We start from the raw sequence: 16,181 nt of genomic DNA, 5'->3' as shown, positions 1-16,181 counted from the left end.
GCTCCGCTTCCCGGTCGCCGTCGTTCCCGGTACACCACCTTCACCAACCACGAGAGGCACACGTGCTCGATATCCAACGGCTGCGGATGCTGCGCGAGTTCGGGGTTCAGGGCACGCTGGGTGCCGTTGCCGCGACCATGTCCTCCACGTCCGCCTCCGTCGCGCGCGAACTCGCGCTCCTGGAGGCGGACATCGGCGTTCCCCTACTGGAACTGGCGGAGCGACGGGTGCGGCTGAGCGTGCAGGCGGAGATCCTGGTGGCCCACACGGAGGCGATCCTGGCGCGGCTGGCTCAGGCGGAGGTCGATGTGGCTGCGTCGCCCGCGGCGTTGATCGGGACCGTACGGGTGGCGGGATTCAACATAGCCGCGCCGTCGCTGATGTCGGCGGTGCTGAACCTGTTGCGCGGCAGGCATCCCGAGCTGCTGGTCCGACTCACGGACCATGCGCCGGACGCGGCCCCGGCCGCGTTGTCGGCCGGGGAGATCGACATCGCCCTCGTGGAGGAGTATCCGGGTGAGCCGCCCGCGTGGCCCGCGGACGTGGAGGTGACCGAACTCGGGCACGACAGCGTGTGGTTGGCGCTGCCGCCGGGAACAACGGTGAACCGGGACCGCCCCTGGAGCACGATCGTGGCCCTGGCCGAGCAGCCGTGGGTGATGGAGCCGATCGACACCCCTTCGCGGCGCTGGGCGGACGCCCTTCTCGCGCGTGCGGGCATCGAGGCGGACGTGCGCTTCGAGTCGCGCGATCCGACGGTGCGCGTGCGATTGGTCGAGGACGGCCACGCGGTCGCTCTCCTGCCCGATCTGGCCTGGGGCGACGGAACGCCGACCGGACCGACCGTGTCGATCGGGGAGGCCGGTCGACGAAGTCTGTCGATGACCGTGCGGCGGGACCGGAGTTCGCGCCCGGTCGTCCTCGCCTTCCGCCGGGCGGTGCGGCATACCCTCGAGCAGGCGCTCCGCGCACGTCCGGCCGGAGTCACGCGAACCCCCCACCGGACGTGATCCCCGTCGTGACGAGACCGGATCCGAAGGCACTCCCGTCGACACGCTGATCGGCCTCGCCGTTCGGCGCGGCGTCGGGGTGGGATCCCGGCTCGGGGCTACCCCCGCGTGCTGGAGGAGTGCGCGTTGCGGGTGGTGGATGCACGGGGGATGAGGGGGTAGGTCGTGGCGAAGAGGTCGAGGACTTCGGGGTCCGATGTCTCGATGTGCCATCTGGAGCAGTGGAGGGCTTCGATCGAGAGCACGGTCTCGCCCGTGGTGACGGTCGCGCCCTCGACTCGGCCGTTGATGACCCGGGTGTCGGGAGTGATCAGCGACAGGAGCCCGAGGGTGGAGATCCGGTCGCGGGACGACAGGGTCTCCAGCTTCGGGGCGTGTGGGTGGCCCGGCGTGATCTCCTCGATGTCGCACGACCATTCCAGGACGAGGCCGCGAGATCCGAGGCGCAGGAGGATCTCCGCGAGGGGGATGTGCGTCGAGTCCCGCCACGCGGAAAAGGAGATGAGCATCGGCCACTCCCTGCTTCGGATTCGAACGTCACGCTGATTGCGGAGCAAGGGGGAGAAACGCGCCCCCCGCGCGCCCGGGTGCCGGTGGCCATGGCACGAGGTCGGACACACCGGCCCGAGCGCGCGAGGACGGGCCGCTCAGTACTCGCGGTTGTCGGTGCCGTATTCCCGGTTGTCGGTCCCGGCGCCCGCGCCGCCGGCGTCGTCGGCCGAGGTCGTCTGCGTGACCCGCGTGCCGTCCGTCCGGGCGGGCGGCGTCTCCGCGCTCGTACCCGCCGCGAACGCGGCCCCGCTGCCGCCGACGACGAAGGCCGCCGCCACGGCGCCTCCCACGATCCACCTGCCGACTCGACTCACGATGAAGTCCCCCTTCGTACAAGGGCGTTGGCCTTGACGCCCGCGCCCGGCGGGCTCATCCTCGCGCACCGGCGCTGACCGAACGCTGAACGCGGACGGGTCCGGCTCAGCCGCCGTCCACCGCCAGTCGGTAGCCCCGGTCGGGCAGGGTCTCGATGGCCGCCCGGTCGAACGGTCGGTCGAGTTTGTTGCGCAGACGCCTCACGTAGACCTCGACCAGGTTCGTGGCGCCCTCGAAGTCGTCGCCCCAGACGTGTCGCAGGATCTCCCGCTTGGACAGCCCCTGGCCGCGACGGCGGAGCAGGAACTCCAACAGGGAGAACTCACGACCGGTCAGCGTGATGAGGGTGTCGCCGCGGCGTACGCACCGGGTGGCCGGGTCGAGGGAAAGATCCCCGGCGACGAGTACGGCGGGGCGTTCCGGCGCGCCGCGACGCATCAGGGCGCGCAGTCGGGCCACGAGTACCGCGAACGAGAAGGGTTTGGTGAGGTAGTCGTCGGCACCCTGGTCGAGCCCTTGGACCTCGTCGCGTTCGCCGGACCTGGCCGTGAGGATGAGGATCGGCGTCCAGACGCCGTCGTCCCGAAGGGTGGAACACACGCGATATCCGTCGAGGCCGGGTAACTCGACGTCGAGGATGATCGCGTCGTAGGGGTTCTCGCGGCCGAGCCAGACGGCGTCCACGCCGTCGCTGACCGCGTCGACCACGTACCCTTCGCCCTCGAGTCCCCGACGCAACGCGTCGGCCACGTGCTCTCCGTCCTGGACCACCAGAACCCGCATGACGACAGTGACCCTCCCCGCCTTCGAGCGGTTCGCGTGCTCGCGGGTCAGTGTCGTCGCGCGCCGGACATCCCCACATGGAAGAACACGACAGCCCCAGCGTTTCGAGGGGTGGCGCCAAGCCGAAGTGGGTGCCCGATCCCGTGGGTTCGGCGTACGCGCCACCGGCTCACGCGATGGCGGCGCAGGACGTGGGTCGGCTCTCGATGCGCGCGTCCGTGTCCGACTCGGCTCGCGTCGCCTCGGGAGGAATCTCCGCCCACACCGTCTTGCCGCCGTCCTGGTGACGTTCGACGCGGCTTCGGCCGCCGACCTCGGCGAGTACGGCCCGCACGATCGCCAGTCCCCGCCCGCTCGTCGGCAGTCCCGCCCGGGTTCGGGCACGCAGGCGCGGTCGCCCGGGATGGCGGTCGCGGACTCCCAGGCGCAGCGTTCCGTCGTCGCGCTCCTGGAGCACGATGGCGATGTCCGGGGTGACCCGGCCGGCGTGCTCGACGGCGTTGGTGATCAGCTCGGAGGCTACGAGACGGATCGATTCGCCGGTCTCGGACCGCACCGGGACGCCCCAGCGGGCGAACACGGTCAGCACCGTCTGCCGGGCACCCGCGACGCGGCACCCCAGCGAGGGGATGGTGAACATGTAGGTGTGTGCTCGGATGGTCGTCATGATCGTCTCCCGGGTCTGCCGCCGGTCGGCCCCGTAGCCGGCCGATCCCGAACCCGTCCTCGCCCCGAGCACGCGACGGACTCTGCGACGATCCTGCGCTCATGCCGTTGGCGATACATGACCCAAGTGGCCAATATCGGGTATTTCGGTGATCGCCGTCGAAGGGACGAAGGAGTGATCGCGGCCGTGATGTGGCGGCTTCCTACAATCGCGCCGCGCCGCACGGCCGGAAATCTTGGCACTCACGGTGCGACACCGGACGCGTCGAGCCGAGCCCCGTCGGGCCGGCGACCATCGGTGGGGGGTGACGCCGTGTCCGCCGCGAGACACCACCTGCGGAGACAGCCATGGGACTGAGCCTGCACGACCACATTCGACGCATCGGTGCCTCCATCCCATGCCGCACGTGTGATCCCGAAGTCTTCTTCGACGAATCGGCCCGCGGCATCGAGAAGGCCAAGAGGGTGTGCCGCCACTGCCCGCTTCGCAGGTCCTGCCTGACCGAGGCGCTGGCACGCAACGAGCCCCGCGGTGTGTGGGGCGGGGAGCTCCTGCGCGACGGGGAGGTCATCCGACCCAGGGGACCTCGCGCCGTGTCCCGATGAGACGGCACGCCTTCGGTCGTATTTTTCCGATCCCCACGGATGCGCAACGCCGATCGTTGCCTGAGATGCCCATATTCGTCCCATCGGGAGCTTTCGGTGGAGGTGACGCGGCCAGTCGACATCGTCCACCGTCCGAACCGGGAGAGGAGACGTGCCCGTGCCCCGGCACAAGCGCCGCCGACACCTGCGCCTCCCTGGCCTGGACCACGCCCGCCCTCGCGGCAGACACCGCCGCTCGCCCCTCGTCCCCAAGCCCCTGCTCGCCGCCTTGGCGATCCTCGTCGCCGTATCGGTCACCGGCGCGGTCGTCGCGCACACCCGGCCGTATCGAGCGGACCGCACGGGAGCAAGCGACACCACCACCGTCACCGCGCCCGAACGCACCCCGTCACCCACGGGGTCCACGACCACGGCGAAACCATCCGCCCTCACCCCGACCCGGCCGCCGAGCACGACTCACTCGTCATCCGTGCCCTCCGCGACCGCCCCGGGCACGCCGCGCGCCGCGGCCACCCCCCGGGCCACCCGGAAACCGGCCACGCCCCGGAAGACCGGCGGCACCCCCACACCACGCGGATCGTCCTCACCTCCTCCGACGGTCGCCCCCACCCCCGGCCCTGCGCACACTCGCTCCCGAACCCCTCGATCACCGTCGACGTCGGCCCCACCCTCGCGGACCCCCCTCCCCTCCTCCGCTCCCCCGTCCTCGACCCACCCGACGACGTCACCACCGCACGACCCCTCCCCCACACCGTCCGACAACACCACCCACCCCCAAGCGCGGCACACCGTTCGACCTCGACCGTGACGACGTCCGGACGGACACATCGAGGCGCGCGACCTTCCCGCCCCGACGGCGCCCGATCCGTCACAGGGGTCGCCCGGACGGCTATTTCCTATCGCCCCGACGACGCCCCGAGCACGTTGTGCACGTCACGATCCGGTCGGCACGGTCGCCGACCGGTGGCTCGACGTGCGGCGATTCGGCGATGGAAAGGGCAAGTTCGAGGATGGCAGGCGCAGATCTCACGGTCATCACTCCGGTGCACGACGGGGCGATCCCATTCCTGGCCGAAGCCGGGCGCTCCCTGGGTCGGCAACGGACACCGATGGAATGGATCGTCTCCTACGACGGCGCGACCATCCCCCGGGAACTCCTGGAGATCGTGGCGCGTGTGGAAGAGCCGTCACTGACGGGAATCAGGGTGATGGCCACCGGCCGTCCCAGCTGTGCGGCGGTGGCCCGAACAGTGGCCCTGGGTCAGGTGACGACACCGTGGCTGGCCACCCTCGACGCCGACGACGTGTGGCTTCCGGGCGGGCTGGACGCGTTGTTCACGGCGGTGTCGAACGACGACGCCGTATGGGGTGCGGGATTGACGGTCGATCTGGTCGGTGACCGCATGGTGGCGTTCCCGGATTATCTGAAGCCCGGGCGGCAGGCCCGCGGCGCGATCTACGACCGGTACCGGGAACTCGGATTCCCTCCCTTCTGCGGAGCCGCCGTCGTGGCCGAGACCGACGCGGTCCACCATGTCGGTGGATGGCCGGCGCTGCCGGTGTCCGAGGACACCGCCCTGATGCTCACCCTCGGCGAACACTTCGAGTGCCACTACCTGGCCCGAACTCCCGTGTACGGGTACCGCCGTTGGCCGGACCAGACCACCGCGCAGCCCGACTACTCGGACCGGCGCGACGCGCTCCGCGCCCACCACGCACGGCGTATCGCCGCGCTTCGGGGTGGTTCCGTGTTCCGCACCCGCCGGCATGTCCCGATGAGCCGGGGTGCGTAGAAGGTGCGAGCGGAGGGTGAGTTCCGCCGCTACGTCCGGACACCGGCGTTTGACGGGAATTTCCTATACCGCCCCCGGGCCGGGCCACGACGCTGTGACGGCGCTCGCACGCGGACGGTGCCGGGTCGCCGATGTCGTTGTCCGGGATTCGTCGAAGGGTTCGAGGTGCCGTGACACGCCCGTCGACGTCCCGGGAGTGGTTGGCGTCGGCGACCGGGTTCGCCCCGCCCGACCACGCGCGCCTACCGGTGGTCACGCACCCCGACACGGCGGGACACGTCGTGGAGGCGCCGGTCGAGGCCACCGTCGTGTGGGACGCCGTCCGGGCCGTGCCCCATCCGCACCACCACGACGGCACGGTCGCACTCGTCGCGTGCTCCGTCGACGAGACGACGACGTTCGGCGACCCACCCATCGAGCCCGCTCCGGCGCCGACCTCGAGTCCCCTCGATCCGGCCCGAGAAAGACCCAAGGGAACAGATGTCGATTCAGACCGTGGGCGTCGAAGAGGAGTTCCACATCGTGGACCGACGGACTCGACGCCTGAGCCCGGCCGCGACGGAACTGCTCGCCGAGCTTCCGGCGGCCGTATTCACCCGTGAGGCCAAGGAAACCTGCATCGAGACGAACAGCCGTCCGCACGCGAACCTGTCCGACCTCCACGCCGACCTCGTCGCCTCGCGCACACTCCTGGCCGACGCCGCCGAACGCGCCGGCGTGGCGGTCATCGCCTCGGGCACCGCGCCCATCGCGCACCTGGACGACGCGCCGCAGAGCGCCGGCGAGCGATACGTCGCCATCGCCCGCGACTACGCCCGGGTCGCCAGGGAGCAGGTCATCTGCGGTCTGCACGTACACGTCCAGGTCGACGACCGCGACATCGCCGCCCGCGCCATGGCCTGGATCTCCCCGCATCTGCCCACGCTGCTCGCCCTGTCCGCGAGTTCGCCCTACTGGCTCGGACAGGACACCGGCTACGCGAGCTGGCGCAACATGGTGTGGCAACGATGGCCCTCGGCGGGCCCGGCCACCGGATTTCGCTCCGCCCGTGAGTACGACGCCCTGGTCGAGGGCCTCGTGCGGTCGGGGGTGATCACCGACACCGGCATGTACTACCAGGACCTGCGGTTGTCCGCGCACGCGCCCACCATCGAGATGCGCATCTGTGACGCCTGTCCGGACGTGAACACCTCGGTGCTGATCGCCGCCGTCTTCCGCGCGTTGGTCCATAGGGGCGTCGCCGCGGCGGCGAACGACCGGACCATGCCGAGCTGTCCGGAGGTGTGGCTGCGAGCGGCCACCTGGCGTGCCGCACGTTCGGGACTCGACGGACTCCTGGTCGATCCGACGACGATGACCGCCGAATCCGCGCGCACCACGGTGTGGAGACTCGTCGAGGACCTGGCACCCGAACTCTCCGCCGCCGGCGACCTCGCATTCGTCCGGCAGGCCACCGCGGACCTGCTCGCCCAAGGCGGCGGCGCGCACGACATCCGCCGCAGCGCCGCCGACCCTCGACACGCGGTCGATCTGCTCATCTCCCGGACGAGGACGTTTCGCCCGGTCGGCTCCGACGCGCCGACCACCGGTGGCCGCGACCCCGCGGCCGTGACACCGCGTCACCTGCTCCAACCGCCGTTGGTCGGCTGACCCCACGACCGTCGTGGACACGGACGGCGGGTGTTCTTCCCCGTCGCCCGCCGTCCGTGTCCACGACGAATTCCACACCGGGCGAAAGGCCCGTACGCACAGCGTTCTCCACAACAACTCGCATCGCGCTCTTCCATCCGTGAATAACCTCGAGGCATCGGATCGGTCGACCCGATCCGCGATTTCGCACGGCGATTCCCGATGACCCTCCGCATATTCTTCGACACGAAGAAAACAGTTCGTGTGAATTTCGCAAACCCAATCCCTTCCCGGCTTGCGAAAACCCGGGTGGGATCTCCTACGATCAAGCCACTGTCCACTCGGGGCCGCCACGCGAGGCGTGAAGCCGGCACGAGTCGATTTCGTTTCGGCATTCATCGAGGGGATTCCCACATGTTCCGAGTACCCGGACGGAGCGTCGCACGCCTGTCGGCGTGGACCGCCGCGATAGGTGTGACCGGTGCGATCGGCTTCGCGGGCACGGCTCGGGCCGACGGAGTGAGCGGCACCCTCGAGGGTTTCGGGGCCGACCAGACCACCCTGGTCTCGGTCAAGGGACCGGACCCGAGGATGAACCGCACCCTCCCCATGGGCTACATGAACCTCAGGCTCGACGGCGGAGAGGTGATCAAGGTCTACTGCGTCGATCTGCTGCACGACGTCACGGACCGGTACCAGGAGTCCTCCTGGGAGGGAACCTGGCTCGCGGACAAGGACGTTCCGGCCGTCGACAAGGCCAAGCTCAAGTGGATCCTCGGCAACTCCTTCCCCACCAAGACCCTGCAACAGCTCAAGGACGCGTCCGGGATCGCGGGCCTGGACGCCGGTGAGGCCGGCGGCGCCACCCAGGCCGCGATCTGGCACTTCAGCGACGGTGCGGAGATCGACAACGCCAAGGAGAAGAACGAGGACGTCAAGAAGCTGTACGACTACCTGATCAGGACCGCGAAGCCCGACGACGGCTCCGAACCGAAGATCTCCCTGACGATCACCCCCGAAAGACTCACCGGCAGCCGTGCCGACAAACCCGGCATCGGTCCGTTCACGGTGACCACCAGCGCCACCGGCAAGGCGATCTCCGCCGCGCCGACCGGCACCTCCGGCACCAGGCTCGTGGACAAGGACGGCGCCACCGTCACCGGCCGGCTCGGCGACGGCGACCGGGTGTGGATCGCGCCACCCGAGGGCACCGAGGCCGGCGAGGCGACGCTCGAGGTGTCCGGCAAGGCGAGCGTCGAGGCGGGCCGCGTCTTCAAGGGGCTCAAGCCCGGGCAGCTGGTGATCGCGGTCGGTCAGCGCGACATCAAGGTCGAGGACAGCGCGAGGGCCGGCTGGACGGCCAAGCAAACGCCACCCACCCCCGGCGGAACCACGGGCGACACCGCGATCCCGCCCACGCCGCCCACGCCTGCCAAGGGACCGGAGTTGGCCGAAACCGGCGGCAGCGGGGTCGACACCCCCGCCGTCCTCGCCGGAGGCGCCGTGCTCGTCGGCCTCGGCGCCGTCCTGACCCACCGCGCGGTGCGCCGTCGCGCCACGAAGACCCCCGCGTCCTGAACACACCGGCCGCCCGCAGAGGCCACGCCACGCTTCGAGCGCGGGGCATGAGGTGAGCCGTCGCCCCGGTCACGCCATCGTGACCGGGGCGACACGGCATCCGATCATCGCCGCGGGTCGGGCGTCGGGCCCGCGTCCTACAGCGAGTGCGTCGCCTCGTACCGCGCCAACACCTCGGTGGACAACCGACCCCGGGTGTTGACCTCGATGCCGTGCGTGCTCGCCCACGCGCGTACCCGCGCCGGGCTGGGCCGCAGGACGGCGGCCTGCCCCTTCCCGGCGTTCCGACGCCGGTTCGTGTTCGTGCCGATCCTGCGGGCGGCGCCGAAATACGGCCCCAGTACGTCCAACAGCCCCTGAAAGCTGTCGATACCGAGATCGATCTCGTAACCGATGCCGTCCAAGCTGAAGGTATGCGTCACCACGTCCGCCCCCTCGCCGCCGGTGATGTCGTCGATATAGAGCGTGACCACGCGTCGAGCCATTGTCAGGATCCTTCTTCTCCGAAATCCAGCGACCGCACGACGCCGTCCGCCGAAACCACAGGTGACACGCACAACACTTCCACGGTGCTCCGATACGCGGATTCTCCGCGGACCGGTATCCGGGATATCCGCTCCGGTTTCCCCCCGACTCGCCGATACTCCGTCGCCCATGGCCCACCGAGCCGCGAAAGCGTCGGATCCGACCCATCCGCACCGAATCGCGCGTCACGTCCGCGCGACGGGAAACCTTCCCGGAAGGCGAACGGGGAATCGCCGATTCACCGACCCTCCCACGACACGCGGCGCCCCGGACCGGTTCGATCCGCGGCACCCTCGTGGTCGCTCGCCCTACCGGATCCGCCGATCTTCCCGGAGGACGTACGCGGCGCCGACATCCGTGCCGTGGATGGCCGGCGGGTTACCCCGCCGAGGTGACCCGTTCGGGCCTTCTCGTTTCGTCGCGGGCGTGTCCCGGACACGAATGCCCTCGGACGCGCCCCCTCCACGAGCGTTTGACGTCTCCCCTCCGTCAGGGGCGACGTGGTGCGTGTGCCGTGCGATCCGATGGATGTTGCGGGCGCTGTTGACGGCCCGGCCGATCCGGAGATCGCACGCGTGACAGGTGAACAGGTCCGCTCCGGGGCGTAGGGGTGGGTTTTCCCATCCGCACGAGGAGCAGACACGATTGGTCGGCGTACCACGATCGACAACCACGGGTGTACAGCCGTACCAGCGTGCCTTGTACAGGAGTTGACGGCGGAACTCGCCGAGCGCGGCGTCGTGGAGCAACCGGTTGAAGCGGGCCCTGACCCCGCTGCCGATGTCGGCGACGCCGGCCGTGGCGGCGGTGAGCGCGACCAGGTCCAGGTTCTCGATCCCGACCACCGCGAAGGTGGTCGTCAGTCGTTTGGTGATCCGGTGGTGGTGGGTGGATCGTTGTTCGGCGATGCGGGCGTGCAACGCGCCGACGCGTCGCGCGGCCCTGCTCCGGCGGTTGGAACCCGCGCGCGTGCGCGCGTATCGGCGCTGGGCCTTCGCCAACCGGTCCAGGTTGCGTTCCAGCAGGCGGGGATGGGGGATGCGGTCGCTGTCGGGACGATCGGGTTCCAGCGGTCGGGAGAGGGTGGCCAGGGCCCGCACGCCCAGGTCGACGCCCACGGTGCCGGCCGCGCGTTGCCGGCGGGTGGGCCGAGCGGGGATTTCCTGCTCGACCTCCGCCAGGATCGAGGCGTACCAGCGGTTCCCGGCGCGGGAGACGGTCACGCACTTGAGTACGGCGTGCCCGCGATCGATCAGGCGGGACAGCCGCTTGGTGGACTCGTGCAGTCGCACCGAACCGATTTTGGGAAGCAGGACACGACGGTACCCCTCGGGGCGCAGGCTCTTCCCGTACAGCCGGAACGCGTCGCGGGCACGGCCCTTCTTCTTGAACCTGGGCGGCCCCACGACGCGGCCGGCGCGTTCGCCGGACAGCGACTTGGCCCGGTTGAGCCAGGCGATGTCGCAGTCGTCGAAGGCGGACTGGAAGGCGTAGGTCGACACTTCGTGCCACCAGGGGCAGGGCCGATGCGGACCGGGGGCGTCCGGGGGCGGCAGGTGCACGCGAGAATCGCCCTTGAGGGCGTTGAGCTGTTTCTGGAGTTGCGCCTTCGTGGGCACGCGCGTCGTCGCGGCCCTGGCCGCGGACGCCCGGGTGTGCCCGGCCGCCACGAGTTCGGCGATCTCGGCGCGGCGTGTCTCCTGAGCGGCGAGTTTCAGGCCGTGGGCCCAGTTGAACGCCCAGCGAGCCGCTCCCGCGTGTCGCTGGAAGGCCCGAAGCTGGGTCGGTGTGGGATCGAGCGCGAATCGAAACGCGCGAACCACCCGCTCTCGCACCGCCGCCCCGCCTTCCGTCCGTCATGCGGATCGCCGTCTCCCCGCCTGGGCCGAAAGCCTGGCGAGGCCGGATGGACGTCGGAAAGGAAATCCACGACAGGGAACACGACGGGAGCCACGACAGGCGCGACGCCGGTTCCGCTGCCGCCATTCCGGTCGACGGACGCGGCGTGTTTATCCAAGGGGGTCGGATCCCGTCGCGGCCATGATCGCGACGTGGTGTCCATCGCCCGGGCCGCGCCCCGATACGACGATCCTGTGCGGGGTTCGCGCGCACCGTACCCCCGCCCCGCCGTTCGCATCCGCTCAGCGCGCGGGGGGCTCGTCCCGGTGCCATCGCAGCACGAGCGCCTCTCCCGGCATCAAGTGGCTTCGGATCACGTTGAGTTCCGTCACGCCCGGGGCACGGTCGACCCTCGTTCCCACCGGTGTCTCGCCGCCGTCGTGATGCTCCTGGACCGCGGTGCACGCGTCGATCCGTTGCGGGCCTCGGTGACGCACGCGCAGCCACAGTTGTTCGGTGGGACGGGCGATGGTCTGCCGCCAGAAGAGTCGATCGTCGAACACGCCACCCGTACACACGTATTCGATGCGGGCGGTGTCCCCGGGAGTGAGCGGCTCGGGCAGACACACGACGAACTTGCTCAGCGTGCTCGTGTCATGCAGTCGCTCCAGCCGCTGCCCGTCACCGGAACCGACCCCGTGCGACAGCCGCACGTCGAAGCGGCCGACGGTGCGTTCGAACCAGAAGTCGTGGTGCAGGCGCGTGACCGGGTGGGCACCGAGGTTGTGAACGTTCTCCCGCACGCGTACGACGGCTCGGCCCCGCGTGTCGATGTCGATGTCGACCGCGCGCGACGTCTCGATCACGGCCTGGGTGAACAGTCCCAGTCGCACCGTCCGGCTGCGCGGATTCAGGCCCCGTGTCAGGCGCGGATCAGGCAACGAGCCCTCGCCGGTGCCGTACTCGCCGGCCTGGGACGACACGCGCGACCGCGCCGACTCCCAGTCGCGCGGCGCCAGACCCAGCATGGCGCCGGGGATGCGCAGACCGTCCGCCACCCGCTCCAGCACCGTATGCCGCTGTGCGCACACCCTGCCCTCGACGTAGTCCGCCACACGACTGGGCGTCATCTCGCACAGCCTGGCGATTCTGCTGTGGTACAGACCCACGGTCTTCGCCAGCCGAAACACCGCCCCGACGTCACGTGCCGCGCACGCCGCGATCATCGCCGGATCCGTCAGAAGGCGCGTGGGCAGGGGGGCGGAGGCATCGAATGCGTGCACCGTGACTACTCCGAACTGTGGCAGCGGCGTTCGCGAAGGCGAACGGCCATCCGAGGCGGCGGCGCGATCGCCGGCGTGGATCCCACCCGACGCCCTGCCGCCATCGGACATACGCCGACACATGACAGGCGCCGAATCGGGATGCCCACCATGATTCGGTCCGGCCCGACGACACGGCTTGGACAGACACGACACAGGGCCGTCGGCACGTGACGATCCGCGGCACACGAACGGGCACAGCGCCGAGGCGGCCCTCACCCGTCGACGAAAGGACGACCATGCCAGAGACGCCGCACCCCCTCGCGACCGTCACTCTCGCAGGGGTGCTCGCGCTGGTCGGCGACGAGGTGATGGAGGTGGTGTACGCACCCGGGGGCATCGAGGTGCCGGTCACCGGAGTGGATCTGTTCGCCCCCGAAGACGACCACGGCGAACGGGGCGGCCGGGGCCGACACCGGGTCCTGCTCGCGATCGGGGTGCATCCGACGTCACCCGCCGTCGCGACCGTCCTGGCCGCCGCCCGACGGGCCGGCGCCGCCGCGGTCGTGGTGCGCGGCGGGCCCGAGCCGATACCCGCCCTGCTCCACGCGGCGATCGAACGCGAAGCGGCCGTCGGCGAGTCGCCGATGCCGGTCGTGCTCACCCGGGGCCCGGACTGGGACTGGGCACAGGTCCTGGATCTGCTGCGGACCTCCCTGACGTACACCTCCGTCAGCGGGACCGACGCCGCGGACGAATTGCCCATCGGCGATCTGCCGGGTCTGGCGAACGTCGTCGCCGACATGGTGGGCGGGGCGATCACCATCGAGGACCCGCAGTCGCGTGTCCTGGCCTACTCGCGCATGGACCGCGAGCCGGACCCGCTGCGCCGGTTGACCATCCTGGGGCAACGGGTACCCGCCTGGCGGGTGGCCGAGTTGCGCCAGAGCGGCTTCTTCCGAACCCTGTGGGCGAGCGACGACGCGGTACGGCTGCCCGCCGACGATCGCCACGCCGAACGCCTGGTGATCGCGGTGCGCGACGGCGCCCACGTGCTGGGCTCGATCTGGGTCGCCGCGGACGGCCGACCGCTCACCGATGCCGCCGCCGGCGCGCTGCGGCTCGCCGCCCGGGCCGCGGCCCCCCATCTCGTCCACCACCGCACCCGGGGCCGGCCGCGCGAGCGCCGACGCGAGCGGGCCCTCGGCGTGTTGCTCGACGAGGGCACCGCGGCCCGCCGGCCGGAGTTGGCCGGAGCCGCCCGAACCCTGGGACTGGACGTGGACCGGCCGTACTCGGTGACCGTGGCCGAGGTGCGCGAGCGCGGATCGTCCGAGGCCGACGCGCGCCCGGATCGGTCCCCCGTCGATCCCGGACCGCCGAGCCCGTCCGAGCAGCGACTGTTGGACGTCCTGGCGCTCCAGGCGACGGCCTCGGCACACGGCGTCTGCACCACCCGCGTCGGCCACCGACTGTTCGTGGTGGCCCCGGTCGGGACCGAGCCCGTGACGGCCCGGGCGGAGCAACTGTTGTCGACCGTCGCCTCGTTCCCCACCTGCGTGGTGTTCGCCGGTGTCGGCCCCGTCGCGGGCAACCTCCTGGAACTGCCTGCCGCGCGACTCGGCGCGGAAACCGCGTTGCGGGTGCTGCGCCGGCGCGCCGCACTCGGCGCGGCCCCGCCGACCTCGGCGTTCGTGTCGGCCGGCGACGTGGTGGTCGAGGCGACGCTGCTGGAGGCGTTGGAGCGGATGAAGCCGGTGTGGGAGGCCGCCACGAGCCCGATCCACACGATGCTGGACCACGACCGGGCACACGGCTCGCACTACGGCGCCACGGTGTCGGCCTACCTGGAGGTGTTCGGCGACACCGCACGGGCGGCACGGCGATTGCACATCACCCGGAACACGCTTCGCTACCGACTGCGGCGCGCGCACGAGCTGTTCGGGGTGGACCTGACCGATCCGGGCACGCGCCTGTTGGCCGAGTTGGGCCTGCGTCTGATCCGCGGGCACCCGTGATCCCTCCCCTCCCTCAAGATCGTTTCGTGGCGCGCGGCGGCACATCCCACAGCCGGCTTTGGTGTCGCGGGGTGATGACGTCGCACGTCCACGCCCCGAAGCTGGAGGACACGGCGGACGGGACCGCCGATCAACCCCGTCGGCACGTCGCACAGACGTGCCGACGGGTGCCCGGATCCGCTCCCGATGCCGACTTTCCCCACGCCGATCCCAGGTTCGAGGTGCACGGCAATGATTCCCGCTCCCACCCGCGTGCGACCGACTCCCAGGAACGTGGCCCTGGGCGAGGCCGTGCGCTTCGGTCTCCTGGGCGCACACGCGCCCGTGATCGGCCTCCTCGACGTCGACGGCGTCCTGCGGGCCGTCGACGAGTTGCGCACCGCCTTCGAACCCGCCCCGGTACTGCACACGTTCGCCGCGAAAGCCTGCGCTCTGGTGCCGGTCCTGCGACTGATGGCACAGGCGGGCATGGGCTGCGAGGTGGCGAGCGCCGGCGAACTGCACCTGGCGCTCGCCGCGGGGTTCCCACCCGAGCGGCTGATCCTGGACAACCCCGCCAAGACCGTCGAGGAACTGCGCTTCGCCCTCACCCGAGGTATCGCGATCAACCTCGACAACTTCCAGGAGTTGGCCCGGGTCGACGCGCTCAGGTCCGAGGGCGTCGGCACCGGCGCCCCGATCGGATTGCGGGTCAACCCGCAGGTCGGCACCGGCAGCATCGGCGCGATGAGCACCGCGACCCAGACCTCGAAGTTCGGCATCGCGCTCGGCGACCCCGGCGCGGTCAACGCGATCGTCGCCGCCTTCGCCCAGCGGCCCTGGTTGAGCCGACTGCACGCCCACGTCGGCTCACAGGGGTGTTCCCTGGAGTTGATGGCGGCGGGCATCAAGGCCACCTACAAACTCGCCGAGCACATCAACACCCTCCTGGGGCGCTTCCAGGTACGCTCCCTGGACATCGGCGGGGGCCTGCCGGTCAACTTCGCCGACGACGAAGTCAAACCCACCTACGCGGACTACGTCGACGTACTGCGCGCGCGAGTCCCCGGCCTCCTCGACGGACGCTACACGCTGCTCACCGAGTTCGGCCGCTCGCTGGTGGCCAAGAGCGGCACCGTGGCGAGCCTGGTGGAGTACACCAAGACGTCGGGCGGACGGCCGATCGCGATCACCCACGCCGGCGCCCAGGTGGCCACCCGTACCGTGTTCATGCCGAACGCCTGGCCGCTGCGCGTCGGCGCCCACGACGCGAACGGCCGACCCAAGGAAGGCCCCACGGTCCCCCAGGACATCGCGGGCCCCTGCTGCTTCGCGGGCGATCTGACCGCCGTGGCACGGCCGTTGCCGCTCCTGGAACCGGGCGACGTGGTGGCCCTCCACGACACCGGCGCCTACTACTTCTCCACCCACTTCGCGTACAACTCCCTGCCGCGACCGGCGGTCTACGGCTATCGGGTGGGCGAGGACGACCGGGTACGGTTCGCGCCGATCCGAGACGCCCAGAGCATCGGAGAACTGGTCCAGGAAGGCGGCGACGAACACGGCGATTCCCTCGTGGGCCTCCTCGACCCGGCGCCGGAAGAATCCGAACCCGCCGGTTGATCC

General features: G+C 70.7%; 14 protein-coding genes. 7 read left to right on the top strand and 7 right to left on the bottom strand.

Features of this window, described 5'->3' with window-relative positions:
- Nucleotides 1-62: 62 nt before the first annotated feature.
- On the top strand, nucleotides 63-1,010 hold the full coding sequence (locus EMA17_RS22855) for a LysR substrate-binding domain-containing protein (protein WP_160161516.1): 948 nt from the start codon (nucleotides 63-65) through the stop codon (nucleotides 1,008-1,010).
- Between the two features lie 98 nt (nucleotides 1,011-1,108).
- On the opposite strand, the gene EMA17_RS22850 is transcribed toward EMA17_RS22855, so the two are convergent.
- The 4 genes from EMA17_RS22850 to EMA17_RS22835 form a co-directional block, all read right to left on the bottom strand.
- On the bottom strand, nucleotides 1,109-1,519 hold the full coding sequence (locus EMA17_RS22850) for a hypothetical protein (protein ID WP_126638977.1): 411 nt from the start codon (nucleotides 1,517-1,519) through the stop codon (nucleotides 1,109-1,111).
- A 138-nt stretch (nucleotides 1,520-1,657) separates the two neighbouring features.
- Nucleotides 1,658-1,852: a hypothetical protein gene (locus EMA17_RS51905; protein WP_160161515.1), complete on the bottom strand. Its 195-nt coding sequence runs from the start codon at nucleotides 1,850-1,852 to the stop codon at nucleotides 1,658-1,660.
- A gap of 130 nt (nucleotides 1,853-1,982) precedes the next feature.
- Nucleotides 1,983-2,660, bottom strand: coding sequence for a response regulator transcription factor (locus tag EMA17_RS22840; protein ID WP_126638975.1), 678 nt, complete (start codon nucleotides 2,658-2,660; stop codon nucleotides 1,983-1,985).
- Between the two features lie 169 nt (nucleotides 2,661-2,829).
- Nucleotides 2,830-3,327, bottom strand: coding sequence for an ATP-binding protein (locus tag EMA17_RS22835; protein WP_126638974.1), 498 nt, complete (start codon nucleotides 3,325-3,327; stop codon nucleotides 2,830-2,832).
- A gap of 347 nt (nucleotides 3,328-3,674) precedes the next feature.
- Here EMA17_RS22835 and EMA17_RS56015 point away from each other — a divergent pair, with 347 nt between their 5' ends.
- From EMA17_RS56015 to EMA17_RS22805, 4 genes are all read left to right on the top strand, one after another.
- Nucleotides 3,675-3,932 (top strand): WhiB family transcriptional regulator, encoded by a 258-nt coding sequence (locus EMA17_RS56015; RefSeq protein ID WP_126638973.1) that lies wholly within the window; start codon nucleotides 3,675-3,677, stop codon nucleotides 3,930-3,932.
- 1,010 nt (nucleotides 3,933-4,942) lie between these two features.
- Nucleotides 4,943-5,725, top strand: coding sequence for a glycosyltransferase family A protein (locus tag EMA17_RS22820; protein ID WP_160161514.1), 783 nt, complete (start codon nucleotides 4,943-4,945; stop codon nucleotides 5,723-5,725).
- Between the two features lie 480 nt (nucleotides 5,726-6,205).
- On the top strand, nucleotides 6,206-7,375 hold the full coding sequence (locus EMA17_RS22810) for a carboxylate-amine ligase (RefSeq protein WP_126638970.1): 1,170 nt from the start codon (nucleotides 6,206-6,208) through the stop codon (nucleotides 7,373-7,375).
- Between the two features lie 393 nt (nucleotides 7,376-7,768).
- On the top strand, nucleotides 7,769-8,932 hold the full coding sequence (locus EMA17_RS22805; RefSeq protein WP_160161513.1) for a thioester domain-containing protein: 1,164 nt from the start codon (nucleotides 7,769-7,771) through the stop codon (nucleotides 8,930-8,932).
- Between the two features lie 137 nt (nucleotides 8,933-9,069).
- Here the strand turns inward: EMA17_RS22805 and EMA17_RS22800 are convergent, their stop codons facing one another.
- From EMA17_RS22800 to EMA17_RS22790, 3 genes are all read right to left on the bottom strand, one after another.
- Entirely contained in the window at nucleotides 9,070-9,417 is a 348-nt protein-coding gene (locus EMA17_RS22800; protein ID WP_126638968.1) for a histone-like nucleoid-structuring protein Lsr2, read from the bottom strand.
- Between the two features lie 348 nt (nucleotides 9,418-9,765).
- The gene (locus tag EMA17_RS22795) at nucleotides 9,766-11,292 is read right to left on the bottom strand and encodes an RNA-guided endonuclease InsQ/TnpB family protein (protein WP_126638967.1); all 1,527 of its coding nucleotides are present in this window, start codon (nucleotides 11,290-11,292) and stop codon (nucleotides 9,766-9,768) included.
- A 306-nt stretch (nucleotides 11,293-11,598) separates the two neighbouring features.
- Nucleotides 11,599-12,426, bottom strand: coding sequence for a hypothetical protein (locus tag EMA17_RS22790; RefSeq protein ID WP_126638966.1), 828 nt, complete (start codon nucleotides 12,424-12,426; stop codon nucleotides 11,599-11,601).
- A 431-nt stretch (nucleotides 12,427-12,857) separates the two neighbouring features.
- Between EMA17_RS22790 and EMA17_RS22785 the strand changes: the two genes are divergently transcribed.
- Entirely contained in the window at nucleotides 12,858-14,576 is a 1,719-nt protein-coding gene (locus EMA17_RS22785) for a PucR family transcriptional regulator (RefSeq protein WP_126638965.1), read from the top strand.
- Nucleotides 14,577-14,807: 231 nt separating this feature from the next.
- The gene (locus EMA17_RS22780) at nucleotides 14,808-16,178 is read left to right on the top strand and encodes a type III PLP-dependent enzyme domain-containing protein (protein ID WP_126638964.1); all 1,371 of its coding nucleotides are present in this window, start codon (nucleotides 14,808-14,810) and stop codon (nucleotides 16,176-16,178) included.
- Nucleotides 16,179-16,181: the final 3 nt, after the last annotated feature.

Source organism: Embleya hyalina, from assembly GCF_003967355.1.
Taxonomy (GTDB): Bacteria; Actinomycetota; Actinomycetes; order Streptomycetales; family Streptomycetaceae; genus Embleya; species Embleya hyalina.
The sequence above is the reverse complement of the archived record's forward strand: the minus strand, read 5'-3'. Positions and strand labels throughout refer to the sequence as shown.

Coding starts and splice junctions, on each gene's coding strand:
- EMA17_RS22850 (WP_126638977.1), bottom strand. CDS start 1,519: ATGCTCATCTCCTTTTCCGCGTGGCGGGACTCGACGCACATCCCCCTC.
- EMA17_RS22820 (WP_160161514.1), top strand. CDS start 4,943: ATGGCAGGCGCAGATCTCACGGTCATCACTCCGGTGCACGACGGGGCG.
- EMA17_RS22835 (WP_126638974.1), bottom strand. CDS start 3,327: ATGACGACCATCCGAGCACACACCTACATGTTCACCATCCCCTCGCTG.
- EMA17_RS22805 (WP_160161513.1), top strand. CDS start 7,769: ATGTTCCGAGTACCCGGACGGAGCGTCGCACGCCTGTCGGCGTGGACC.
- EMA17_RS22780 (WP_126638964.1), top strand. CDS start 14,808: ATGATTCCCGCTCCCACCCGCGTGCGACCGACTCCCAGGAACGTGGCC.
- EMA17_RS22790 (WP_126638966.1), bottom strand. CDS start 12,426: ATGACGCCCAGTCGTGTGGCGGACTACGTCGAGGGCAGGGTGTGCGCA.
- EMA17_RS22840 (WP_126638975.1), bottom strand. CDS start 2,660: ATGCGGGTTCTGGTGGTCCAGGACGGAGAGCACGTGGCCGACGCGTTG.
- EMA17_RS22810 (WP_126638970.1), top strand. CDS start 6,206: ATGTCGATTCAGACCGTGGGCGTCGAAGAGGAGTTCCACATCGTGGAC.
- EMA17_RS56015 (WP_126638973.1), top strand. CDS start 3,675: ATGGGACTGAGCCTGCACGACCACATTCGACGCATCGGTGCCTCCATC.
- EMA17_RS22785 (WP_126638965.1), top strand. CDS start 12,858: ATGCCAGAGACGCCGCACCCCCTCGCGACCGTCACTCTCGCAGGGGTG.
- EMA17_RS22800 (WP_126638968.1), bottom strand. CDS start 9,417: ATGGCTCGACGCGTGGTCACGCTCTATATCGACGACATCACCGGCGGC.